General features: G+C 70.2%; 20 protein-coding genes and 2 riboswitches. Of the genes, 13 read left to right on the top strand and 7 right to left on the bottom strand.

Features of this window, described 5'->3' with window-relative positions; all coding sequences use genetic code 11:
* The first annotated feature begins 202 nt into the window (after positions 1-202).
* The 6 genes from ACQP2T_RS33010 to ACQP2T_RS32985 all read left to right on the top strand — a co-directional run bounded on the left by ACQP2T_RS33010 (position 203) and on the right by ACQP2T_RS32985 (position 6937).
* Positions 203-715 (top strand): FHA domain-containing protein, encoded by a 513-nt coding sequence (locus ACQP2T_RS33010; RefSeq protein WP_357953004.1) that lies wholly within the window; start codon positions 203-205, stop codon positions 713-715.
* A gap of 58 nt (positions 716-773) precedes the next feature.
* Positions 774-1436 carry a transcriptional regulator FtsR gene (ftsR, locus tag ACQP2T_RS33005; protein ID WP_357953002.1) on the top strand — a complete coding sequence of 221 codons (663 nt, stop codon included), beginning with the start codon at positions 774-776 and terminating at the stop codon, positions 1434-1436.
* Between the two features lie 109 nt (positions 1437-1545).
* Positions 1546-2016: a bifunctional nuclease family protein gene (locus ACQP2T_RS33000; protein ID WP_214634355.1), complete on the top strand. Its 471-nt coding sequence runs from the start codon at positions 1546-1548 to the stop codon at positions 2014-2016.
* 148 nt (positions 2017-2164) lie between these two features.
* A complete protein-coding gene (locus ACQP2T_RS32995) occupies positions 2165-2785 on the top strand; it encodes a MerR family transcriptional regulator (protein ID WP_357953000.1) in 621 nt (206 codons plus the stop codon).
* Positions 2786-2819: 34 nt separating this feature from the next.
* A riboswitch (glycine riboswitch) is annotated at positions 2820-2912 on the top strand.
* A riboswitch (glycine riboswitch) is annotated at positions 2913-3012 on the top strand.
* 56 nt (positions 3013-3068) lie between these two features.
* Positions 3069-5906: an aminomethyl-transferring glycine dehydrogenase gene (gene gcvP, locus ACQP2T_RS32990; RefSeq protein WP_433508804.1), complete on the top strand. Its 2838-nt coding sequence runs from the start codon at positions 3069-3071 to the stop codon at positions 5904-5906.
* 230 nt (positions 5907-6136) lie between these two features.
* Positions 6137-6937: a tetratricopeptide repeat protein gene (locus tag ACQP2T_RS32985; protein WP_433508803.1), complete on the top strand. Its 801-nt coding sequence runs from the start codon at positions 6137-6139 to the stop codon at positions 6935-6937.
* A 158-nt stretch (positions 6938-7095) separates the two neighbouring features.
* Here ACQP2T_RS32985 and ACQP2T_RS32980 read toward each other — a convergent pair whose 3' ends face one another.
* Entirely contained in the window at positions 7096-7986 is an 891-nt protein-coding gene (locus tag ACQP2T_RS32980) for a helix-turn-helix transcriptional regulator (protein WP_433508802.1), read from the bottom strand.
* 176 nt (positions 7987-8162) lie between these two features.
* Here ACQP2T_RS32980 and ACQP2T_RS32975 point away from each other — a divergent pair, with 176 nt between their 5' ends.
* From ACQP2T_RS32975 to ACQP2T_RS32965, 3 genes are all read left to right on the top strand, one after another.
* Complete coding sequence (locus tag ACQP2T_RS32975) at positions 8163-9179, top strand: zinc-dependent alcohol dehydrogenase family protein (RefSeq protein WP_433508801.1); 1017 nt, start codon at positions 8163-8165, stop codon at positions 9177-9179.
* Between the two features lie 361 nt (positions 9180-9540).
* Entirely contained in the window at positions 9541-10818 is a 1278-nt protein-coding gene (locus ACQP2T_RS32970) for a multidrug effflux MFS transporter (RefSeq protein WP_433508800.1), read from the top strand.
* Between the two features lie 222 nt (positions 10819-11040).
* Positions 11041-13359 (top strand): tetratricopeptide repeat protein, encoded by a 2319-nt coding sequence (locus ACQP2T_RS32965; protein WP_433508799.1) that lies wholly within the window; start codon positions 11041-11043, stop codon positions 13357-13359.
* Positions 13360-13589: 230 nt separating this feature from the next.
* Here ACQP2T_RS32965 and ACQP2T_RS32960 read toward each other — a convergent pair whose 3' ends face one another.
* Positions 13590-13943, bottom strand: coding sequence for a hypothetical protein (locus tag ACQP2T_RS32960; RefSeq protein ID WP_433508798.1), 354 nt, complete (start codon positions 13941-13943; stop codon positions 13590-13592).
* A gap of 82 nt (positions 13944-14025) precedes the next feature.
* Here ACQP2T_RS32960 and ACQP2T_RS32955 point away from each other — a divergent pair, with 82 nt between their 5' ends.
* The gene (locus tag ACQP2T_RS32955) at positions 14026-14616 is read left to right on the top strand and encodes an alpha/beta hydrolase family protein (RefSeq protein WP_433508797.1); all 591 of its coding nucleotides are present in this window, start codon (positions 14026-14028) and stop codon (positions 14614-14616) included.
* A gap of 163 nt (positions 14617-14779) precedes the next feature.
* Here ACQP2T_RS32955 and ACQP2T_RS32950 read toward each other — a convergent pair whose 3' ends face one another.
* Together ACQP2T_RS32950 and ACQP2T_RS32945 are read right to left on the bottom strand one after the other, a co-directional pair.
* Positions 14780-14977 carry a DUF5999 family protein gene (locus ACQP2T_RS32950; protein ID WP_214634349.1) on the bottom strand — a complete coding sequence of 66 codons (198 nt, stop codon included), beginning with the start codon at positions 14975-14977 and terminating at the stop codon, positions 14780-14782.
* 202 nt (positions 14978-15179) lie between these two features.
* Complete coding sequence (locus ACQP2T_RS32945) at positions 15180-15740, bottom strand: TetR family transcriptional regulator (RefSeq protein WP_357645222.1); 561 nt, start codon at positions 15738-15740, stop codon at positions 15180-15182.
* Positions 15741-15853: 113 nt separating this feature from the next.
* Between ACQP2T_RS32945 and ACQP2T_RS32940 the strand changes: the two genes are divergently transcribed.
* Entirely contained in the window at positions 15854-16252 is a 399-nt protein-coding gene (locus tag ACQP2T_RS32940; RefSeq protein ID WP_433508796.1) for a hypothetical protein, read from the top strand.
* A 358-nt stretch (positions 16253-16610) separates the two neighbouring features.
* Here the strand turns inward: ACQP2T_RS32940 and ACQP2T_RS32935 are convergent, their stop codons facing one another.
* From ACQP2T_RS32935 to ACQP2T_RS32925, 3 genes are all read right to left on the bottom strand, one after another.
* The gene (locus ACQP2T_RS32935; protein WP_433508795.1) at positions 16611-17924 is read right to left on the bottom strand and encodes a sigma-70 family RNA polymerase sigma factor; all 1314 of its coding nucleotides are present in this window, start codon (positions 17922-17924) and stop codon (positions 16611-16613) included.
* Between the two features lie 173 nt (positions 17925-18097).
* Positions 18098-18445, bottom strand: coding sequence for a hypothetical protein (locus tag ACQP2T_RS32930; RefSeq protein ID WP_433508794.1), 348 nt, complete (start codon positions 18443-18445; stop codon positions 18098-18100).
* A gap of 46 nt (positions 18446-18491) precedes the next feature.
* Entirely contained in the window at positions 18492-19628 is a 1137-nt protein-coding gene (locus ACQP2T_RS32925) for an AMP-binding protein (protein WP_433508793.1), read from the bottom strand.
* 99 nt (positions 19629-19727) lie between these two features.
* On the opposite strand from ACQP2T_RS32925, the gene ACQP2T_RS32920 reads away from it, so the two are divergent.
* Together ACQP2T_RS32920 and menD are read left to right on the top strand one after the other, a co-directional pair.
* The gene (locus ACQP2T_RS32920; RefSeq protein WP_433519860.1) at positions 19728-20621 is read left to right on the top strand and encodes an o-succinylbenzoate synthase; all 894 of its coding nucleotides are present in this window, start codon (positions 19728-19730) and stop codon (positions 20619-20621) included.
* A complete protein-coding gene (gene menD / locus ACQP2T_RS32915; RefSeq protein ID WP_433508792.1) occupies positions 20618-22276 on the top strand; it encodes a 2-succinyl-5-enolpyruvyl-6-hydroxy-3-cyclohexene-1-carboxylic-acid synthase in 1659 nt (552 codons plus the stop codon). Before ACQP2T_RS32920 ends, menD begins: the two co-directional genes overlap by 4 nt.
* Positions 22277-22325: the final 49 nt, after the last annotated feature.

The following is a 22325-nucleotide window of genomic DNA, read 5'->3' as shown; positions in this document are numbered from 1 at the left end:
TAATGTAGAAACGCGCGGCGGCATGGACCTTGGGGCGCGGGCGGCGGTAACTTTGTCACCGTCCGAACCCGTCGTCCAGCGCCCCGCCTTGACCTTTGCCGCTGATCAGCGTAGGTTGCGGCATTCGTAAACTTGAAGAGCGAAGCGAGGCGCGCCCAGATCCCCGTTGCCGCGTCTTCGCGGTAGGAGGCCGAGCCGATCGATGCCGAGCGTCTACTGCACGCAGTGCGGGCACGCCAACCCCGAGGATGCCCGTTTCTGTTCCCGTTGTGGGTCACCGCTGACCAGGACCGAGGTCGCCGGGGACACCACATCGACGATCTCTGTCGCGGGAATCGAGGCGTACGAGGCTGAGACCGGTGACATGCTCCTCGCCGAGCGCGCGCTGGTGGAGCAGCTGCCGCCTGGCACGGCGTTGCTCACCGTGACCAGGGGGCCCAACGCGGGGAGCCGTTTCCGCCTCGACAAGGAGCTCACCACCACGGGGCGCCATCCCGAGAGCGACATCTTCCTGGACGACATCACGGTCTCCCGGCGGCACGTGGAGTTCTACCGCCTTCGCGGCGGCCAGTTCTCCGTGCGCGACGTGGGCAGCCTCAATGGCACCTACGTCAACCGGGAGCGCATCGAGGAGGTGCCGCTGCACTCCGGTGACGAGGTGCAGATCGGCAAGTTCCGCCTCGTCTTCCTGATGCGGACCGCCGCCGGCGCATGAGCGAGCCCAGCGAGCGACCGATGGTCACAGCGTTCATGCGGCTCACGGAGGAAGCCGCATGAGCGCGCAGGCGGCACGCTCGCACATGAGCATCGGGGAGGTGCTCGCCATGCTCCAGGGCGAGTTCCCCGATGTGTCGATCTCCAAGATCCGCTTCTTGGAGGGCGAGGGGCTCATCGAGCCGGAGCGCAGCCCGTCGGGCTACCGCAAGTTCACCCACCTGCACGTCGAACAGCTCCGCTACATCCTCACCGAGCAGCGCGACCACTACCTGCCGCTGCGGGTGATCAAGGACAAGATGGCCGAGCACTTCGGCCGCCCGCGTGCCGTGACCGACCGGCCGGAGACGCGGGAGGTGCGGCTGAGCCGCGCCGAGCTGCTGGAGGCGGCCGGGCTCGACGAGGACACACTGGCCGAGCTCGAGGACTACGGGCTGCTCTCGGCGACGGCCAGGCGCTACGACGAGGAGGCGCTCAACGTGGCGCGCAGCGTCGGCGCCCTGGCCCGGTTCGGCCTGCACGCCCGGCATCTGCGCGCGGTCAAGGCCGCGGCCGAGCGCGAGTGCGGTCTGGTGGAGCAGACGGTCGCGCCCATACTCAAACGCCGGGCCCCAGGGGCCATCGGAGAGGCCGACGAGGCCGCGAGGGAGCTGTCGGCGCTGCTGCTCGATCTGCACGCCGCTCTGGTGCGTACGGGCGTACGAACCGTTCTAGGCCGATGACCGGACCAGCGGGACATACAAGGCCCCTCGGGTGTTACGTTGAAATGCAGAAGCGGACCGGCTCAATAGCTGTGCCGGGGTCGCCGACCAGTCGAATATGGAGCAGCCCGTGTTGCAGATGGAGGTCGTGGGCGTCCGCGTAGAGATGCCCACAAATCAGCCGATCGTCTTGCTCAAGGAGGCACACGGGGAGAGGTTCCTGCCGATTTGGATTGGGATGACCGAAGCCACGGCCATCGCTCTGGCCCAAGCGGAGGAACCTCCAGCCCGGCCACTCACGCACGACCTGTTCAGGGACGTGCTGAGCGCCCTCGGCGTGGGCCTGCGCGCGGTCAACATCGTCGCCCTGCGTGACGGTATCTTCTTCGCCGACCTGGTGTTCTCCAACGGCGTCGAGGTGAGCGCGCGGCCCTCCGACTCGATCGCGCTCGCCTTGCGCACCGGAGCACGAATCTTCGCCAGTGAGGAGGTCGTCCAGGAGGCCGGGGTGATCATCCCCGACGACCAAGAGGACGAGGTGGAGAAGTTCAGGGAGTTCCTTGACACGATCACCCCCGAAGACTTTGGCCGGGCGGGGTAGGTATTTCAGTGCATTTAGGCTTCACGACGCGCCGAGCGGGATCGTTGACTGCGCATGGTCACGGTCCTACGGTGCAAGTGAAACCCATGGCCGCGCTTTTACGAACCCCCAGATCAGGCCATGGGATGAGAGAAAGCCGGAGGTCCGCGTGGCGGTCAGCAGCGGCGAGGGAAAGACGGCCGGCCAGGAAGATCCGGTGCGGCGTGAGAGTGCGCGGCAGCGTGCCGGAGAGCAGGGCCTGCTCTTCGACGAGCAGCCCACGACACTGCCGAGTGACATCGGATACCGCGGCCCGACGGCGTGCGCGGCGGCCGGCATCACCTACCGGCAGCTCGACTACTGGGCGCGTACGGAGCTGGTCCAGCCCACGATAAGAGCCGCGCACGGCTCGGGCTCCCAACGGCTCTACAGCTTCCGCGACATCCTGGTGCTCAAGGTCGTCAAGCGGCTCCTCGACACCGGGGTCTCCCTCCAGCAGATCCGTACGGCCGTACAACACCTGCGTGACCGCGGGGTCGGCGACCTCGCGCAGATCACGCTCATGAGCGACGGCGTCAGCGTCTACGAGTGCACCTCGGCCGACGAGGTGATCGATCTGCTCCAGGGCGGTCAGGGCGTGTTCGGCATCGCGCTCGGCCGGGTCTGGCGCGAGGTCGAGGGCTCCCTCGCGGAGCTGCCGGGGGAAAGGGCGGCGGTCGAGGACAGCGTCCCGGCCGACCACCCCGCTGACGAGCTGGCCCAGCGGCGACGGGCGCGCCGCATAGGGTAGCAATCCGGTAGTAACCTTAGAGGCGCAAGGCTGACGACCCCCTGCGGGAGAGTCCCGGGCTGGTCCCGGGGCGCCGAAGGAGCAACCCTCCCCGGAATCTCTCAGGCACCCGTACCGCTCGGGGTAGGCAACTCTGGAAAGCAGGCACGCCCGCCAGGCGCGCCTCACCGACGGTGCAAGCCCTCATGGGGGTGAAGCTCTCAGGTCGCCATGACAGAGGGGGAGATCCGGCACTCGCCCGCGCCCAGGCGCCGGTCTCCATAGCCCTCGGGAGGCACCTTCCATGACCGATCTGTCAGCTCCGCCGTTCTCGACCCGGCACATCGGCCCGTCCGAATCCGAGCAGCAGCGCATGCTCGAGGCCGTGGGTTTCGAGTCCGTGGCCGACCTGGTGGCGGTGGCCGTCCCCGAGTCCATCAGGATCAAGGACCGGCTCTCGCTGCCCGCCGCGGCCAGTGAGACCGAGGTCATCGCCGAGCTGCGGGCCATCGCGGGCCGTAACCGGGTGCTCACCTCGATGATCGGCCTGGGCTACCACGACACGATCACCCCGGCGGTGATCCGCCGCAACCTGCTGGAGAACCCGGGCTGGTACACCGCCTACACCCCCTACCAGCCGGAGATCTCGCAGGGCCGCCTGGAGGCGCTGCTCAACTTCCAGACCGTCGTCTCCGACCTGACCGGGCTCGACGTCGCGGGAGCCTCCCTGCTCGACGAGAGCACGGCCGCCGCCGAGGCGATGACGCTGGCCAGGCGCGCGGGCAAGTCCAAGAGCGACGTGTTCGTCGTCGACGCCGACGCGCTGCCCCAGACCAAGGCGGTGCTGGCCACCCGCGCCGAGCCGCTGGGCATCACGCTGGTCGAGGACGCGCTCGACGGCGAACTGCCCGAGTGCTTCGGTGTGCTCGTCCAATACCCGGGCGCCTCCGGCCGGCTGCGCGATTTCCGCGCCGTGGCCGAGGGGGCGCACGCCGCGGGCGCGCTGGTCGTGGCCGCCGCCGACCTGCTCGCGCTGACCCTGGTCACCGCGCCGGGCGAGCTCGGCGCCGACATCGCGATCGGCTCCTCGCAGCGCTTCGGCGTGCCGTTCGGCTTCGGCGGGCCGCATGCCGCCTACATGTCCGTACGCGAAGGACTGCAGCGGCAGATGCCCGGCCGCCTCGTGGGCGTCTCCGTCGACGCCGACGGCGCGCCCGCCTACCGGCTGGCCCTGCAGACCCGCGAGCAGCACATCAGGCGGGAGAAGGCCACCAGCAACATCTGCACCGCGCAGGTCCTGCTGGCCGTCATCGCCGGCATGTACGCCGTCTACCACGGGCCCGAGGGGCTGCGCCGCATCGCCGGTCGCGTGCACCGGCACGCCGCCGCGCTGGCCGAGTGCCTGCGCCGTGGCGGTGTCGAGGTCGTACACCGGGAGTTCTTCGACACCGTGCTGGCCAGGGTGCCCGGCCGGGCCGCCGACGTCGTCCGGCAGGCCGCCGAGCGCGGCGTCAACGTGTGGCAGGCCGACGCCGACCACGTCTCCGTCGCCTGTGACGAGAAGACCACCGCGACCGACCTCGAGCAGGTCGCCGCCGCCTTCGGCGTCAGCGGGCCGGTGGCCGGCCTCCTCGCCGACGACGGGCTGGACACGCTGCCCGCCGCGCTGACGCGGGAGTCCGGCTACCTCACCCACCCCGTCTTCCACAGCCACCACTCCGAGACCGCGATGCTGCGCTACCTGCGCAGGCTCCAGGACAAGGACATCGCCCTCGACCGGTCCATGATCCCGCTCGGCTCGTGCACGATGAAGCTCAACGCGACCACCGAGATGGAGCCCATCACCTGGCCGGAGTTCGCCGGGATCCACCCCTTCGCGCCCGCCGGGCAGGCCGCGGGCTACCGCCACCTCATCGAGACCCTGGAGGAGTGGCTGGCCGAGGTGACCGGCTACGACGCGGTCTCCATCCAGCCGAACGCCGGGTCCCAGGGGGAGTTCGCCGGGCTGCTCGCGATCCGGGCCTACCACCGCGACCACGGCGACGAGCACCGCGACATCTGCCTCATCCCGTCCTCCGCGCACGGCACGAACGCCGCCAGCGCCGTCATGGCCGGCATGCGCGTCGTGGTCGTGGCCTGCGACACCGAGGGCAACGTGGACCTGGCCGACCTCGACGCCAAGATCGACAAGCACCGCGACGCGCTGGCCGCGATCATGCTCACCTACCCGTCGACGCACGGCGTCTTCGAGGAGACGATCACCGAGGTCTGCGCCAAGGTGCACGACGCGGGCGGCCAGGTCTACGTCGACGGGGCCAACCTCAACGCGCTGGTCGGGCTGGCCAAGCCGGGTGAGTTCGGCGCCGACGTCTCCCACCTCAACCTGCACAAGACCTTCTGCATCCCGCACGGCGGCGGCGGCCCCGGCGTCGGCCCGGTCGCGGTCCGCGGCCACCTGGCCGCCTACCTGCCGGGCCACCCGCTGCGCCCCGGCTCACCGGTCGGCGCGGTCTCGGCGGCCCCGTACGGCTCGGCGGGCATCCTGCCGATCTCCTGGGCGTACGTCAGGATGATGGGCGGCGACGGCCTGGCCGCGGCCACCGAGCAGGCGATCCTGTCGGCCAACTACCTCGCCCGGCGGCTGGCCCCGCACTACCCCGTGCTCTACACCGGGCGCGGCGGCCTGGTGGCCCACGAGTGCATCGTCGACCTGCGGCAGATCACCAAGGAGACCGGCGTCACGGTCGACGACGTGGCCAAGCGGCTCATCGACTACGGCTTCCACGCGCCGACCATGTCCTTCCCGGTCGCCGGCACGCTGATGATCGAGCCGACCGAGAGCGAGGACCTGGCCGAGCTCGACCGGTTCGTGGACGCGATGGTGGCCATCAGGGGCGAGATCGCGCGGGTCGCCTCGGGCGCCTACGACCGGGCCGACAACCCGCTGCGCAACGCCCCCCACACCGCCGAGGCCGTCGCGGCCGACGAGTGGGCCCATCCCTACAGCCGTACCGAGGCGGTCTACCCGCTGCCGTCGCTGCGGGAGGGCAAGTTCTGGGTGCCGGTGCGGCGCATCGACCAGGCTTACGGCGACCGCAACCTGGTCTGCTCGTGCCCGCCGCTGGAGGCGTACGAGGACTGACCTGTCTGTCGCGTCCACTCGCGCGGCTGTCGCGTCAGTGACCAGTCCGTCCGTCGTGTTCGCGTGACTGTCCGTAGCCCTCTCCGCCGCTGTGCTCGGCGGGGAGGGCTACGTCCGTTTTCCGGGATTTCCGGGATTTTTTCCCGCCACCCAGGCTGAACGTGGCCAGTGAGAAGACATGATCACCGGAACTCGTTAGGCTCTGTCCGACCGTCGCCTAAGGAGCTCTCTTGACGTTCTCAGAGCTGCAGGTCCCGCCTCTCGACACCGCTCGCCGCCTGGCCGAGCACGGTGACCTCGACGGCGCGGCGGCCATACTCAGCGAGCTGGCCGCCGACCCCGAGGAACCCGACCGGGCGCAGGCCGCCGTGGGCCTGGCCGTGGTGCTCGACGAGCGGGGCGACCCGGAGGGGGCCCGGGCGGCCGCCCGGGTCGCGCTGGCCACCGGGCATCCGGAGTTCGCCGCTCAGGCGGCCTGTCACCTCGCGCAGGGCTTCGAGCGCGAGGGCCGCGCCGAACAGGCCCGGGGGGCGTGGCAGGCGGTCCTGGGCGTCGGCACGGCCGCCTACGTCCCGCTGGCGCGTCTCGCCCTGGCCCGGCTGGCCGTGCTGGCCGGAGACTACGACGAGGCGGAGAACGAGCTGCGGGCCGCGCTGGCCGCCGCCGGGCCGGACGACGTGGGCGCGCACGCCGCGCAGCAACTGGCCGAGCTGCTGCTGGAGCGGGGCGAGCCGGGGGAGGCGGCCGAGGTGCTGCTGGAGGCGCTCGAAGTGGCCCCCCAGGACGAGGTGGCCCGGCTGCGGGTGCAGCTCGGCATCGCGCACCTGGAGCTCGCCTGCGCGGAGTTCGCCGGGGCGGTGGAGGACGGCGGTGACGCGCCGACGAGCGGGCTGGCCATCGAGCTGCTGGCCAGGACCCTGCCGCTGCGTGGCCGCCTCGACGACGCGGGCCGCGTCTGGACGTACGGGCTGGAGCACGAGGACGAGACGCTGGCCGCGGAGGTGCGCCTGCGCTACGACCGCGACACCTGACCGGCCTCCCCGTCTCGCGAGCGCCTTCAGGACCTCAGCAGGAGTTCAGGATCCCAGCAGGAGCCGAGCGCCCTCCAGGACTCCCGCGCCCGCTCGCCGCTCGATCCGCCGCTGCTACGCGGTCGGCGGGTTCTCCCTCGCCGACCGTGCACCGACCGTCAGTCCGCTGCCAGCGGCTCCGTGGGGGTCCGGGCTTCCTGGGTGGCCGCCCAGGAGGCGAGCAGGCGCAGGCCCTCTTCGGAGGGTGAGCCGGGTTCGGCGGTGTAGATGGTGATGGTGAGGCTGGGGTCGGCGACCATCTGCAGACCCTCGAAGGCGAGGGTGAGCTTTCCGACGATGGCGTGGTCGAAGCGTTTGGTTCCGGTGCCGTGCCGGCGGACGTTGTGCGCGCCCCAGCGGGTGCGGAACTCATCGCTGCGGGTCGACAGTTCGCCGACGAGGTCGTGGAGCTCTTTGTCGTGGGGGTTGCGGCCGGCTTCGGTGCGCAGGATGGCCACGCATATGTCCGCGAAGGGACCCCAGTCCGGGTAGAAGCGGCGGGAGGCCGGGTCGAGGAACGCGAACCGGGCCAGATTCTCCTGATTGGCCGGGGAAGCGTAGAGGTCGGCGAAGAACGCGCGGGCGAGCTGGTTGGCGGCGAGCACGTCCATGCGGCTGTTCTGCACGAGGGCGGGTCCGGCGGTGATCGCGTCCAGAGTCCACTGCAGGCTGCGATGGAGCGTCTGCGCCCGGGCGGCGCGGCGCCGGGGGCGGGTCAGGACGTCCGAGCCGTCGGCGGTCTGGGCCAGATGCAGGAGGTGGGCGCGCTCGGCGTCGTCGAGCCGCAGGGCGCGGGCGAGGGCTTCGAGCACCGCCGCGGAGGCGCCGGCGAGGTTGCCTCGTTCGAGCTTGGCATAGTACTCGGCGCTCAGATCGGCCAGGGCCGCGACCTCACTGCGGCGCAGACCGGGGACGCGCCGCCGGGATCCGGCGATCAGGCCGGCCTGCTCCGGAGTGATCTTCGCTCGCCGCGAGGTGAGGAACTCGCGGACCTCGTCACGATTGTCCACACCTCGACCGTACGGCCTCATCGCCAAGTGAGGGATGTACTGGGAGTACACCCCTCACTGGTAACTCGTAACCACCGCGCAATGCCGGTTAGGTGAATCGCGGCGGACACCTGCGCCTTCGGTACGACCGGGCGACCGCCGCATACCAGACGCCTGACCACGTAAAGGAAACTTTGATGCGCGGAGCAGTGATCCACGCCCCCGGCGATGTGCGCTTCGAGACCCTGGAGGACCCGAAGATCCTCAAGCCGACCGACGCGATCATCCGGACGGCCGTCACCTGTGTGTGCGGCTCGGACCTGTGGCCCTACCGCGGCCTGGAGCCGGCCCAGGAGGCCCACCCGATGGGTCACGAGTACGTCGGCTTCGTGGAGGAGGTCGGCGGCCAGGTCACCGCGGTCCGGCCCGGCCAGTTCGTCGTCGGCTCCTTCGCCACCTCGGACAACACGTGCGCGAACTGCCGCAACGGCTTCCAGTCCAGCTGCCTGAACCGTGAGTTCATGAGCACCTGCCAGGCCGAGTACGTGCGCATCCCCAACGCCCAGGGCACCCTGGTCGCCACCGGCCAGGTGCCGGACGAGGAGCTGTGGCCCGGCCTGCTGGCCGTCTCCGACGTCATGGGCACCGGCTGGTACGCCGCCGACGCCGCCGAGGTCAAGCCCGGCTCGACCGCCGTGGTGGTCGGCGACGGCGCGGTCGGCCTGTGCGCGGTCATCGCCGCCAAGGAGATGGGCGCGGAACGGATCATCGCGATGAGCCGCCACGAGCCCCGGCAGAGGCTGGCCAGGGAGTTCGGCGCCACCGACATCGTCACCGAGCGCGGCGAGGAGGGCATCGCCCGGATCAAGGAGCTGACCGGAGGCATCGGCGCCGACGCGGTCCTGGAGTGCGTGGGTACCGCCGAGGCCATGCGGCAGGCCCTGCACTCGGCGCGGCCCGGCGGGAACGTCGGCTTCGTCGGCGTCCCCCACGAGGTCGCCGTCGACGGGCAGGAGCTGTTCTTCTCCCACGTCGGCCTGCGTGGCGGCCCCGCCCCCGTACGCCGCTACCTGCCCGACCTGATCGACCACGTCCTGTCGGGGCGGATCAACCCCGGGAAGGTCTTCGACCTCACCCTGCCGCTGGAGCAGGTCGCCGAGGGCTACCAGGCCATGGACGAGCGTCGCGCCATCAAGACCCTCCTCAAACCCTGACCCCGTGCGTCAGCGGACATGTGCGCGCATGACCTTGCCGCGCCTGTTGAAGAGAGGGAGTTCCGCGACGGCGGCGCTTCTCCGCCCCCGGCGCCTCCGCCCGGCACTACCTGGGGGAATACGGGCGCATCCGCGACGTGGTCGTCACCCCGGAGGGGAACCTCTGGGCCGTCACCAGCAACAGCGACGGCACCGGCCGGCCCGGTCCGGGTGACGACCGGATCCTCGCCATCCCAGCCGGATGACAGTCCGGCAGCGACGACCTTCGCGCCCTTCCGTATCCCGAATGACGACCTGGGGGCCGGTGATGCGAGCGTCGCCCGTGCCTCCCCCCGTCGACCTCGCAAGGAAAGCAAGAACGATGCCAGAGACCACAACGCCGTCCAAGCCGGTAGCGGGGCGATTCCTGCCGCCCCTGCTGCTCTTGCTGACGGTGTTCGGGCCGATCTCGATGGACCTGTACCTGCCCGCGCTGCCGGCGCTGACGGTCGGACTCGGTGCCGCGACCTCCGTCGCGCAGTTGACCATCACCGCGTGCCTGATCGGGCTGGCCGCCGGGCAGTTGATCGCGGGACCGATCTCCGATCAGTTCGGCCGGCGAGGGATCCTCCGCCTCGGCGTCGCCGCGTACATCGTCACCTCCGCGCTCTGCGCGATCAGCCCGAGTGTCGAGGTGCTCATCATCGCCCGGCTCGCGCAAGGTCTCACCGGTGGGGTCGGAATCGTCATCGCCCAGGCCGCGGGCCGCGACGTCCACTCCGGCGGCGAGCTGATCCGCTTCTACGGCCGGCTCACCGTGGTCGGAGCGTCGGCCGCGATCGTCGGCCCGCTGCTGGGCGGGCTGCTCACCGCTCTCGTCGACTGGCGTGGCCTGTTCGGGGTCCTCGCGGTCATCGGCGCCGCCATCCTGATCGCCACCCTGCTTGTTTTCGCAGAAACACTTCCGGCAGACCACCGCGTCCGCGGCGGATTCGCCCAGACCATGCGCGACTACCGCACGCTGCTCGCCGACCGGATCTTCCTCGGCGCCCTCCTCAACCAGGGCTTCCTCTGGGCCGCCGTGTTCGCCTATCTCGCCGGTGCCACATACGTCCTGCAGAACATCTACGGACTCTCCCCGCAATGGTACGCGGCCGCCTTCGGACTCAACTCAGCCGGCTTCGCGTTCTTCGGGTGGCTCGGCGGTCGCGGCGCCGAACGATGGAGCATCACCGGCACCCTCGCCATCGGCATCCTCGTCGCCGGCACCGGTGCCGGCGGGCTTCTCACTTCCGGCCTCACCCGGATGCCGCTCTGGGTGGTCATCGCGTCCTTGTTCTTCCTGGCCGGCGGCGTGGCGATCTCCTCCGCGCCCGCCAGCACCCTCGCTCTGGCGGATTACCCGCGGATGGCGGGAACGGCCTCCTCCCTGCTCGGCACGGTCAAGTACGGCTTCGGCGGGGTGGCCGCCCCGTTCGTCGGCATCGCGGGCGCCACCAGCATCCTCCCGCTCGGCGTCGTCACCGTCGTCGCCGTCCTCCTCAGCGCGAGCGCCTGCCTCCTCTTCGCCCGCCGACACGCGCCTACTGCGGATGCGATGGCTGGGACGGCCGAAACGACTGCCATGGCTGGGACGGCCGAAACGACCCCGCCTTCATGAACGCGGTGTGCCCAAACGCGCGCCGCCGACCTCGACGTCATCACCCCAGAACTGCTGCGCGCTGCCCGCGACATGTTGCCGAATGCGGAGAACTCGATCACCTCGATCGCCAGATTGCTCGGCGTCAGTCCGGGCACGCTCTATAACCACATCCCCGACCTACGGGAACTCCGTTCGACCTCTAGATCGTCGACCCGGTCGACAGCAACATGAGGTGATCCGATGGCAGGTGGATTACGGGCTCAGCGGCGAGGGCGTCTGGTCATCGTCGCGTTGGGTCCGATGGCCGGCGTGGCGGCCGGAGGACTAACCAATCTGCTCACCATGACGTGGAACTGGTGGCTGTTCGGAGGGCTGGTCCTGACGACCAGCCTGGTGAGCGCCAGTACGCTGATCGCCCTGCCGTACGGCGCCCCGCCATACCCGGCGACGCTCCAGACAGAAGATCCGCAGGCCGGTTCGGTGCTGCAGCCTCCATCGGGCACCCGGGTCTTCATCGGTCGCACCAAAGACCTGCGCCGTTTGACAGCCCCCGGCCCTGAGGGAAACCGGCCCGGTCCTCTCATCATGGTCATTACTGGCATGCCCGGGACCGGAAAGACCGAGCTGGCCATCTGCGCCGCCCGTGCACTGACCGCACGCTACCCCGACGGGTTGTTCTGGCTGGGCCTGCGCACCTACGCCGCGACCGAGTCCCAGTTGACCAGCACCGCAGCGCTGCGCACCCTGCTCAACGCTCTCAACGTACCGCCCGACCCGAACGCCACAAGCGTGACAGCGCTCAGCTGCACCTTGCGGACCGCCACCGCAGGCAAGAAGATACTGATCGTCTTGGACGACGCCGACACCGTCGAACAGATCCGCCCGCTGCTACCTGCGGCCGAAGAATCGGCGGTCCTGATCACCACCCGCCACGTGCTGATCGGCCTCGACCCCGACCACAGCGTCACCCTGCAACCGTTCACCAGCAGCCAGGCCGCCCAGTTGGCTGGAGCCATCCTGCGCCGTGCTGGGCTGAACGACCCCCAGGCGGTCACCGCGATCGCCGCCACCTTCCGGCTTCCACTCGCGATCCGGCAAATGAGCGACTTGAAGGTGGCCAACCCTGCCCACGAAATCCCCACCGCTTCCGCAGGAACGATCAGCGACGAGACCTCTGCCGCATTCGCCCGTTCTCTTGCCACTCTGGCCAAACCCGCACGCCTCGCGCTCCGCCGCGTCGCCCACTACCCCGGCTCGCTGATCATCGCGCCCATTGCCGCAGTCCTTGCCAACCAGCCGGTCAACGAAGCCATCACCATGCTGGCCACCCTCTATCAGCGCGGTCTGCTCATCCCGGACAACCGCACCAGCGGCGGCTATCGCATGCACGACGCTGTCCGCACAGCCGCCTTGATCGAATCCGACCAGCACGACAGCGCCAGACAACTTGCGGCCGCCGACGAACGACTCTTCCGGTACACGAACAGCACCATCGACGCCGCGGTTCTTCCGATCGATTCCAGCGCCTCCGTCACCTGTATGAGTGCCGACGGAGGCGATCACCGCGTGCCACCTCCCCGGCACGAATCCGATGTCGCCGCACTGCGATGGCTCGACCGGCATCACGCAGATCTTCTCGCCGTGGCCCGGCGGTGCCTGTCCGCACGCTCCCCCCAAGCATGGCGTCTGGTCCACAACCTGGAGTCCTACCAGCGGATGCGCGGCTTCTACACCGAGATCATCGAACTGAACAGCCAGGCGCTGAGTCTGGCCCAGCTCGCCGGCGACCTGCTCGGCCAGGCAGCCATGCATCAGAACCTCGGCCTGGTCGACATGCGTACAAGCAACTACCTCACCGCGCTCGCACGCTTTCAGGCATCGCTTGAGCTATACACCCAAGTCGGCAACCGACCCGGCCAAAGGGTGATCCACCACGAGCTCTGCAATGTCCACAAGTGGCTCGGCAACTTCGCCCAGGCCCGGGCGCACGCCACCTTCTGCTTCAAAGCCGCCTACACAGAAGGAGGTCTCACCGAACGGGCATTCGCCCATTCCAGCCTCGGCATCCTTGACCGCCTGGAAGGCAGCTACACCACTGCACGCGAACACCTCACCCGGTCGATGGAACTATTCGAGCAGGCTGGGCAACGCCGGGGCCTCGGCATCTGTCACCGGCAGCTCGGCATGCTGGACGAGCAGCTGAGCCGCTATCACGACGCGCAAGCACACCTTGACCAGGCCCTCTCCCTGTTCGAGAAGCTGGGAGATCTCATGAACCAGGCCGATACCCACTACAACCTGGCCGTCGTCCATCGCGGGCTAGGCTCTCTGGCCACCGCTCACGCTCACGCCACCACCGCCCTCACCCTCACCAGCCAGATCAGCCACGTCCAAGGACAAGCCAACGCACACGCCGAACTCGCCCACCTGGCCCAATCCGCCGGCGACCACACGACAGCACACGTCCACCTCCGCCACGCTCATGACCTTCACCAGCGCCTCCAGCATGTACGCGAAACCGAACAGCCCAGCCCTCCTGCGCCTCCAGAACCTCGCTAGCCCGCTTTGCGGGACGGCCGTTCGGGGCCAGCGGCTATCGCGAGCTCTATCGCAGGTAAATAGGGAGAGTCATCGCCGCCGCAACGAGCTGTTCTCCCAGGACGGCACTCACCCTGTCGCAGATAATCACTCACTATCCGCGATGGGCATTACTCCCGGTTCGCGAGGCCAGATCCGAACGGGTCTCGTCCGCGTCAGGGGGTCAGGGACTGGACGGCTCCCGGGAACGGTCAGCCGCGGCGCATGATGGCGGCCGCCGCCGCGACGTTGATCAGGACGATGGCGAACCAGGCGATGGCCAAGCCGAACCCGCCCCCGTGGCCCGCCGCGATGGCCGTCAGCGGGATGCCGATGCCCATCGACCCCAGTGCGATCGGGATCATGGCCGCCCCCGGGTTCTTGGACCTGGCCGGGACGGGACCGGCGCCGTGGGCCTGGAGCTCGGCGCGCACCCGGGCGGCGATCGTGGCGTCGAGCCGCTCCACGAACGACTCGACCAGGGCGGCTTCGTATTCGGGGCCGAGGTCGCGACGGGCGTCGAGCGTCGCCTGCAGGTCCTCACGGATGGGGCGCATGTCTGGCATGAAGCTCATCATCGCGGCTGCGCGGCGCGCCGTCATCAACCCTGAGGGCCATGGTGAACTCATCCCCAGGTACGGTTCTGACATGCGGATCATGACCCCGCGCGGCCCGGCGCGGGTCGACTTCGACGAGGTGGAGCGGCCCCGGCTGCTGCTGGTGCTGACGCACGGGTCGGCCGGGGGAGTGGACGCGCCCGATCTGCTGGCGGTGCGCGACGCGGCGCTGAACGTGGGGGCCGTGGTGGCCAGGGTGACGCAGCCGTTCCGTCTCGCGGGGGCGCGGGCGCCGGGCTCGGCCGTACGGCAGGACGAGGCGTGGGAGGTCGTCCTGGGAGAGTTGCGGGCGCGCTGGCCGGGGCTGCCGCTGGTGCAGGGTGGCCGGAGCAACGGGGCCAGGGTGGCCTGCCGTACGGCCGAGGTGGTCGGCGCGGTCGCGGTGGTGGCGCTGGCGTTCCCGCTGCACCCGCCGGGCAGGCCCGAGAAGTCGAGAGCCGGCGAGCTGCGCGAGGCGGGCGTGGACGTGCTGGTGGTCAACGGGGACCGGGATCCGTTCGGCGTGCCCGACGCTGCCGACGCGGCACGCCTGGTTGTGCTGCCGGGCGAGGGGCACGACCTGAAAAAGAACCCCGCCCGGGTGGGCGAGGTGGTCGCCGAGTGGATCGTCGGCTATGGGTGAGCGGCGTGCCCCAGGGGCCCCGGCGAACGGGCCCCGACGAACAGGCCGCAGCTCAGGAGACGCAGCTCAAGGGACACGGTTCAGAGGACGCGTAGGCAAGTGGCTCCGAGGCTGCGTGTGAGTGGTCGGTGGCTCTGGGGATGCCGGCCGAGCGGGTAGCGGCTCAGGCGGCGCCGACGAGCGGATCCGGGCGGTGCGGAGCGATGGCGGTGCCACCAGGCAGGAGCTCCCCGGTGTCCTCGAAGAGGACGACGCCGTTGCAGAGGAGGCTCCACCCCTGCTCGGGGTGGCAGGCGAGGGTACGTGCGGCCTCGCGGTCGGGCGCCTCGGCTGCCGGACAGGCCGGGTCGTGCGGGCACATCGGCGTGCCTCCGATATCTCGTGAATGGCTCCCGCGGGTAGGAAGGGGCGGGAACAGCTTGGGTGTTGTCTTTCTTTCAAGTGTGCGGCGTATGTCACACGTTCGGACATAGTCCGTTAGGACTGTTACAGGAGGATGCGAAAGTGTGACCTTCGACACAGCGTGCCTTATACAGGATAACGGTCCAAGCTCGACACGCCCACTAGCTTTGCAAGCCCTTCAGCAAGGCGTCGAGTCCACGCTCGAAGTCGACGTCGGCGCGCTCGTCGCGCCTGGTCCACTCGTCGACCTCGGGGTCTGCCCAGCCTGACTGCTGGACCTCGACCGCCACGCTGCCGAACACGAAGGCCCGCAGCGCTCGTACGGCCTCCGGCGCGTCGTTCAGGCCCGCGTCGGCGAGTTGCTCCGTCTGCTCCCTGATGGCCAGCGCGGTGCCGCCCTTGGGTGGTTTGGTCAGCGCGAGCGCCAGTACGCCGGGATGCTCGCGCAGCAGCTCGCGACCGGCCCGGCACCACGCCCTGGCGGTGTCCTGCCAGGTGGGACCCTGCTCCACGTGGACGGCGGTGACGTGCTCGGCCAGCGCGTCCATCAGCGCTTCCTTGCCCCGGGGCAGATGATGGTAGATGGCCATGGCCTCCACCTGCAGGGCGTCGCCGAGCCTGCGCATCGTCAGGCGCCTGAGCCCTTGGGAGTCGGCGATGTGGAGGGCGGCGTCGATGATGCGCTCGCGGGAGAGGGGAACCGGCGGTCTCTTGGCGGGCATGGAGATCATCTTACTATGTAAAGGGCGCGGCGCGGGTCCGATTATGGAGCGTGTCGCGGTCGGGCGTACCCTGGTCGCCTGATAGGAGCCGATTGGGATGAGGGGCAGAGTCGATGGCGTTTTTCCGGCCGCGGGTGAGCCGCGAGGCTGAGGTCCGCTACCACGCGGACGTGGAGATCTCCAAGAGCTACCCCGAGTTGCTCGACAGGGCCAGGGTGGCTGAGGGGACGCTGCGCGACCTGCGGGCCGCCGCCGCGGATGAGCTCGAGTTGATGGCCGCTGGGGTGGCGTTCGACAAGGCGCTCGGCGAGGCGCTGCGGGCGGCTGAGAGCGGGCAGCGGGCCACGTTCGGGGTCAAGGCCTATGACGACCGCATCGCCCGCCGCAAGGCCAAGGCGACGCCCGCGGGGGCCACGTGGACCGCCGAGGTCGATCGGCTGCGTACGTTGCGCGAGGACAACCGGCTGTGGGGGATCCCGCGCGTGCCACGCCCGGTGCCCGCCGTCCGCTAGCCTTCCGTCGCTTCTCCGGGTGGTTCGTCACGCGACCGTCTCGATCTCTGTGACGGTCCGTGGTGGCTGGTGTCCTTTTGGAGGGATACCCCCTACGGGGGAGGGGAAGGGCACGGTCTGCCGTGGTTGGGGCCCCTCGGGGGACACCCCCAAGTGGTTGGGGTCTCTCAGGAGGGACACCCCACGGGGGCGGAAGAAGGCGGTCCGTCGTGGTTGGGGGTTCCAAGGCAGATACCCCCCTCCCGGGGGAGCGGTTTAAGACGGTGGGGTCCCTCCGGAGTCGGGGGAGAGGGCGAAGGCGGTCCGCTCAAGACATGACGAAGCCCCGGCACGAGGAGTGCCGGGGCTTCGTCGCGGATCAGCTGGCCCAGTCGAGCAAGGGGCGGGTATTGCTCGGGTGGCGCAGCTTCGAAAGCGATTCCTTCTCGAGCTGCCGGATGCGCTCCCGGGTCAGGCCCAGGTGCTTGCCGATCTCGTCGAGTGTGTGCGGTTTGCCGTCGACCAGGCCGAAGCGCAGAGCCATGATCTTCGCCTCGCGCGGCGTGAGGTTGCCGAGCACGCCGCGCAGCTGGTCGCCCAGCAGCTGGCGGTCGACGATCTCCGACGCCTCGGGGGAGTCGACGTCCTCGATGAGGTCGCCGATCGTGGTCTCGCCGTCCTCGCCGATCGTCGCGTTGAGCGAGATGGGCTGGCGGCTGGTGCGCAGCAGCTCTTCGATCTGGTCGGGGGTCTTGTCGAGCTCGACTCCCAGCTCCTCGGGCGTGGGCTCGCGGCCCAGCCTCTGGTGCATGTCGCGCTCGATGCGCGACAGCTTGGAGAGCATCTCCAGCACGTGTACGGGCAGGCGGATCGTCCGGGCCGAGTCGGCGAAGCCGCGCTGGATGGCCTGCCTGATCCACCACATGGCGTACGTGGAGAACTTGAAGCCCTTGGTGTAGTCGAACTTCTCCACGGCCCTGATCAGGCCCAGGTTGCCCTCCTGGACCACGTCGAGCAGGGACATGCCGCGGTCGGTGTACTTCTTGGCGACCGAGACGACCAGCCGGAGGTTGGCCTCCAGCATGTGGTCCTTGGCCGCTCTGCCGTCCTCGATGACCAGTTCGAGGTCGTCACGGGCGGCGGGGGACAGGTCCGGGTCGGTCTCCAGTTTGTACTCGGCGTACAGGCCGGCCTCGATCCGCCTGGCCAGCTCGACCTCCTGTGCGGCGGTGAGCAGCGTACGGCGGCCGATCGACTTGAGGTAGGTGTGGACCGAGTCGCCCATGACCGACTGGTTGTCGTCGAGGTCGATCGTCTCGGACTCCAGCTCGGCGTCGTCCGGGGCCGTGGCGTCCGGGCTCAGCGCGAGCTCGTCGGGGGCATCCTCATCCTGTGAGGCGGATTCCGTCTTTGGCTCCGCGGCCTTCGAGCGGGTAGACTTCGCTCGCTTGGTCGTGGTCTTGCGTGTGGCCTTGCGCGAGGGCGCCCGCCCGAGGGACGGCTCGTCCTCGGCGGCGAGACTGACACCCGCCTCGGTGAGCTCGCGCAGGATCGACCGGCCGTCCGAGGGGCTGATGCCGGCTTCGGCGAACGCGTCACGCAGCTCCGCCAAGGAGAGGTGACCCTGAGCTCGCCCTCGGTCAATCAGCTGGTCGAGGGTCGTGGGTGGGGTCGCCACGGCGGTTCGGGGCATGAGGACACCTCCTCCATACGGAGTCGAATTCGATCAGACCAAGATTGTGGTGGGGCGGCTGCGGCCGCTCGGCGCACCAGTATCAATAACGCCGTTCAGCGCTATTTGTTCCCGGAGGGACAAAAAAGGGGGCGGACCGCCCTAAAGGTGACCCACCCCACACGCGAGGAGCGTCACTCCCCGGTGGCGACCTCGCCTGGCTTCACCTCGGGCATCGGCATGGGCTGGGCGTCCTCCATGCGCTTGTCCGTCCAATACTCGATGACCTTCTGCGGGTCGGGGTTGAGCTCCTTGGACACGACGCTGCCATCACTCGGCGCGGGCGAGACGGTCAGCCCCGAAAGCTGATCGTTCTGGACGGACTGGGGCTGGGCGGACGGTTCCTTCTCCACCACTGCTCTGGTCTCCCTGCCGACCCTTTCGAGCCTGCCCGCCGAGGCGGCCGCCGCGACTGAGACTCCGCCGACGAGGATCACACCGACGACCGCCGCGGATGCCCACATCTTGCGGGTCTGGTTCATGAAGGCTCCCTCCTTGCTCTCCTCCATAAGACGCACCCGCAACTCATCAGGTTCCTGTCCTAAGGCTAACGAGATCCGTTTTACCATTCGCTAGCAGCGGCAAACGGGACATCAGTCGCAGTTGGCGCGGCGCGGCGTAGGCGGGGAGCCGGTCGGCGGCGTAGGCGCGGAGCTGGTCCAGCGTGGGCGGGCCCGCGGGGTCGGCGGGCACCACGACGGCCACCACGATCTCGCCCCATTCGGGGTCCGGCCGGCCGATCACGGCCACGTCGGCCACCTCGGGGTGGGCGCCGAGCACCTCGGCCACCGAGGCGGCCACCACCTTCTCGCCGCCGGTGTTGATGACGTCGTCGGCCCTGCCCAGCACGCGCAGCCGGCCTCCGGTCAGCTCGCCGAGGTCGGAGGTGACGAACCAGTCGCCGTCGAAGGGGGCGGGCTCGCCGAAGCGGTAACCGGAGAAGAGCACCGGTCCGGCGACGCGGATGCGCCCGTCGTCGCCGATTTTGAGATCTACATTGTAAAGGGGTCGGCCGTCGTACACGCAACCGCCGCTCGTCTCGCTCATCCCGTACGTCGTGAACACCCGAGCGCCGAGCGCCCGAGCCTCGGCGAGCAGGCCGGCCCGCGGGGCGGCGCCGCCGAGCACGATGGAGCGGAACACCGACAGGTCGGCGTTGAGTTCGACCAGCCGGTGGAGCTGGGTCGGCACCATCGACACGTGCTCGGCGCCCGAGGTGAGCACCTCGTGGGGGTCGAAGCGCGGATGGATGATCGGCTCGCTCTCGCAGAGCAGGGCGCGGACCAGCACCTGCAGGCCGGACACGTGGGAGGGCGGCAGGCAGCACAGCCAGCGCTCGCCCTTGACCGCCTCCACGCGGCGCAGTGAGGAGGCCGCTGAGGCGCGCAGCGCGGTGGCCGACAGCATCACGCCCTTGGGCGCTCCCGTGCTGCCGCTGGTGGCGATGACCACGGCCACGTCGTCGGGCACGCCCTGGCCGTCGTCCTGGGGGGCGCCGTTGACGTGCGTCGGGCGGAGCGCGCCGGGGGCGCTCGCGACGGGCAGGGGGAGGATCGCCGGGCCGTCGCCGGACAGGGCGGCGCGGATCGCCGCGAAGAGCTCGGGTCCTGGGGGCCCGACCACGGCGTGCAACGGCCGGTCCGGATGCGACGGCTTCCTCAACATGCTCGTAAGGTTAATGGCGACAGGTCGGTCAGCGGTGCAGGGAGGGTCGTGACGCGTTCTCCCGTGCAATTCCGGGCTCCCGTCGTCTTCCGGGTCGCGATGCGCACCCGTTTCCGTGGTCAGACCGTCAGAGAAGGTGTTCTGCTGCACGGTCCGGCCGGTTGGGGCGAGTTCTCGCCCTTTCCCGAATACGGTCCGCGCGAGTGCGCCCGCTGGCTGGCGTGCGCCCGTGAGGCCGCCTTCGAGGGCTGGCCGGAGCCGGTGCGCGACAGTGTGCCGGTCAACGCGACCGTGCCCGCCGTGGGCGCCGAGCAGGCCTTCGAGCTCGTCCGCGGGTCGGGCTGCGCCACGGCGAAGGTCAAGGTGGCCGAGCGGGGTCAGACGTTCGCCGAGGACCTGGCCCGGGTGGAGGCGGTGCGTGACGCGCTCGGCCCGGCGGGCAGGCTGCGCGTCGACGCCAACGGCGCCTGGGAGGTGGGCGAGGCCGTACGCCACCTGAAGGAGCTCGACCGCTTCGACCTGGAATACGCTGAGCAGCCGTGCGCCACGCTCGAGGAGCTGGCGGCGGTGCGGCGGGCGGTCGACGTGCCGATCGCGGCCGATGAGTCGATCCGGCGCGCCGAGGACCCGCTGCGGGTCAGGGCGGCGGAGGCGGCCGACATCGCGGTGGTGAAGGCGCAGCCGCTCGGCGGGGTGCGTAACGCGTTGCGGGTGGTGGAGGCGTGCGGGCTGCCGGCGGTGGTGTCGAGCGCGGTGGAGACCTCGGTGGGGCTGGCGGCGGGGCTCGCGCTGGCCGCGGCGCTGCCGGAGCTGCCCTACGCGTGCGGGCTGGGCACCATGCCGCTGCTCACGGGTGATGTGGTGGACGATTCGCTGGTGCCCGTGGATGGGCGGCTGGCCGTACGACGTCCTGCGGTGAATTTTCAGCTTTTGTCGGCTTTCGAGATTGAATCTCCCTCGTGGCTTCGCCGGATGCAGGAGGCGTCACTGTGAACCCCGCTACCGCGCTGGCCACGGTCCTGGTCGACGAGCTGGTGCGCTGCGGCCTCACCGACGTCGTGATCGCGCCCGGCTCGCGCTCGGCCCCCCTGGCGCTGGCGCTGCACGCCGAGTCGCGGGTGCGGCTGCACGTGCGCATCGACGAGCGCTCGGCCTCCTTCCTGGCGCTCGGGCTGGCCAGGCGCGCCGAGCGGCCGGTCGCGCTGATCTGCTCGTCCGGCACGGCCGCCGCCAACTTCCATCCGGCCGTCGTCGAGGCGAGCGAGTCGGGCGTCCCGCTGCTCGTGCTCACCGCCGACCGCCCGCCCGAGCTGCGCGGCACCGGGGCGAACCAGACGATCGACCAGATCAAGCTGTACGGCTCGGCGGTGCGCTGGTTCGCCGAGGTCGGGGTGCCCGAGGACCGGCCGGGACAGGTGGCCTACTGGCGGTCGCTGGCCTGCCGGGCCTACCAGCGCGCCGCCGGGCCCGCCGCTCCTGGGCCGGTGCACCTGAACCTGGCCTTCAGGGAGCCGCTGATCCCCGACGGCGACACCTCCTGGTGCGAGTCGCTCGACGGCGACGCAGGCGGCCCCTGGGTGCGCGCCCGCGTCGCGCCGCCGCCCATCGCCCTGCACATCCCGCCGACCAGGCGCGGCGTGCTGGTGGTCGGCGACGGTGCCGCGAACGTCCGCCGCTACGTCGCCGCGGCCGGCATGGCGGGCTGGCCGGTGGTCTCGGAGCCGAACGGCGGCGGACGCTACGGCGACCACGCCGTGTCCACCTACCACTATCTGCTCGGCACGCCCGAGTTCGCCGACGCGCACCGCCCCGACGTGGTGGTCACGCTCGGCCGTCCCGGGCTGTCGCGGCCGCTGCTGTCGTGGCTGCGGCGGGCCGGGGAGCACATCGTGGTCGCCACCGACCTCGATCGCTGGCCCGATCCGACCCGGTCGGCGACGCAGGTAGCGCAGGCGGTGGAGATCCCCGTCGCCTCGGGTGACGACACGTGGCTGCACGCCTGGCGGCAGGCCGATCAGGCGGCCAGGTCGGCCATCGACGAGGTGCTCGACGCCTCGGGCACCAGCGAGCCGCGGCTGGCCCGCGACCTGGTCGACGCGATGCCGAACGGGGCGCTGCTGTTCTGCGGGTCCTCGATGCCGATCCGCGACCTGGACCAGGCGATGCGTCCCCGGCGGGGGTTGCGGCTGCTGGCCAACCGGGGCGCGTCGGGCATCGACGGGCTGGTGTCGTCGGCCATGGGGGCGGCGCTGGCGCACAACGGGCCGTCCTACGCGCTCATGGGCGACCTGTCGTTCCTGCACGACCAGAACGGCCTCATCCTGGGCCCCCGCGAGCCGCGGCCCGACCTGTGCCTGGTGGTGGTGAACAACGACGGCGGCGGCATCTTCTCGCTGCTGCCGCAGGCGGCGGTCAGGGATCCGTTCGAGCGGGTCTTCGGTACGCCGCACGGCGTCGATCTCGGTTATGTGGCCGCTTCGACGGGCACTCCGTACCAGCTGGTGGAGGATCTGTCCGACCTGCCCAAGGCGCTGCGGGGCGAGGGGCCGCGCCTGGTGGAGGTGCGTACGGACCGGGAGGCGAACGCCGTGGTGCACGCCCGGCTGCGCGAGGCCGCTCATGCCGCGATCCGGGACTGTATGACCTGATTCGTCAGGTGGGTGATTCCCGGTGATTTGGCCGGTCTTCACGTATCCT

The organism is Nonomuraea sp. CA-143628 (assembly GCF_050942315.1).
Classification (GTDB): Bacteria; Actinomycetota; Actinomycetes; order Streptosporangiales; family Streptosporangiaceae; genus Nonomuraea.
This window is presented reverse-complemented; position numbering and strand designations above follow the sequence as displayed.

Coding starts and splice junctions, on each gene's coding strand:
- ACQP2T_RS32975 (WP_433508801.1), top strand. CDS start 8,163: ATGCGCGGAGCAGTGATCCACGCCCCCGGCGATGTGCGCTTCGAGACC.
- ACQP2T_RS32970 (WP_433508800.1), top strand. CDS start 9,541: ATGCCAGAGACCACAACGCCGTCCAAGCCGGTAGCGGGGCGATTCCTG.
- gcvP (WP_433508804.1), top strand. CDS start 3,069: ATGACCGATCTGTCAGCTCCGCCGTTCTCGACCCGGCACATCGGCCCG.
- ACQP2T_RS32960 (WP_433508798.1), bottom strand. CDS start 13,943: ATGCCAGACATGCGCCCCATCCGTGAGGACCTGCAGGCGACGCTCGAC.
- ACQP2T_RS32965 (WP_433508799.1), top strand. CDS start 11,041: ATGGCAGGTGGATTACGGGCTCAGCGGCGAGGGCGTCTGGTCATCGTC.
- ACQP2T_RS32925 (WP_433508793.1), bottom strand. CDS start 19,628: ATGTTGAGGAAGCCGTCGCATCCGGACCGGCCGTTGCACGCCGTGGTC.
- ACQP2T_RS32945 (WP_357645222.1), bottom strand. CDS start 15,740: ATGCCCGCCAAGAGACCGCCGGTTCCCCTCTCCCGCGAGCGCATCATC.
- ACQP2T_RS33010 (WP_357953004.1), top strand. CDS start 203: ATGCCGAGCGTCTACTGCACGCAGTGCGGGCACGCCAACCCCGAGGAT.
- ACQP2T_RS32920 (WP_433519860.1), top strand. CDS start 19,728: ATGCGCACCCGTTTCCGTGGTCAGACCGTCAGAGAAGGTGTTCTGCTG.
- ACQP2T_RS32955 (WP_433508797.1), top strand. CDS start 14,026: ATGCGGATCATGACCCCGCGCGGCCCGGCGCGGGTCGACTTCGACGAG.
- ACQP2T_RS32935 (WP_433508795.1), bottom strand. CDS start 17,924: ATGCCCCGAACCGCCGTGGCGACCCCACCCACGACCCTCGACCAGCTG.
- ftsR (WP_357953002.1), top strand. CDS start 774: ATGAGCGCGCAGGCGGCACGCTCGCACATGAGCATCGGGGAGGTGCTC.
- ACQP2T_RS32940 (WP_433508796.1), top strand. CDS start 15,854: ATGGCGTTTTTCCGGCCGCGGGTGAGCCGCGAGGCTGAGGTCCGCTAC.
- ACQP2T_RS32950 (WP_214634349.1), bottom strand. CDS start 14,977: ATGTGCCCGCACGACCCGGCCTGTCCGGCAGCCGAGGCGCCCGACCGC.
- ACQP2T_RS32930 (WP_433508794.1), bottom strand. CDS start 18,445: ATGAACCAGACCCGCAAGATGTGGGCATCCGCGGCGGTCGTCGGTGTG.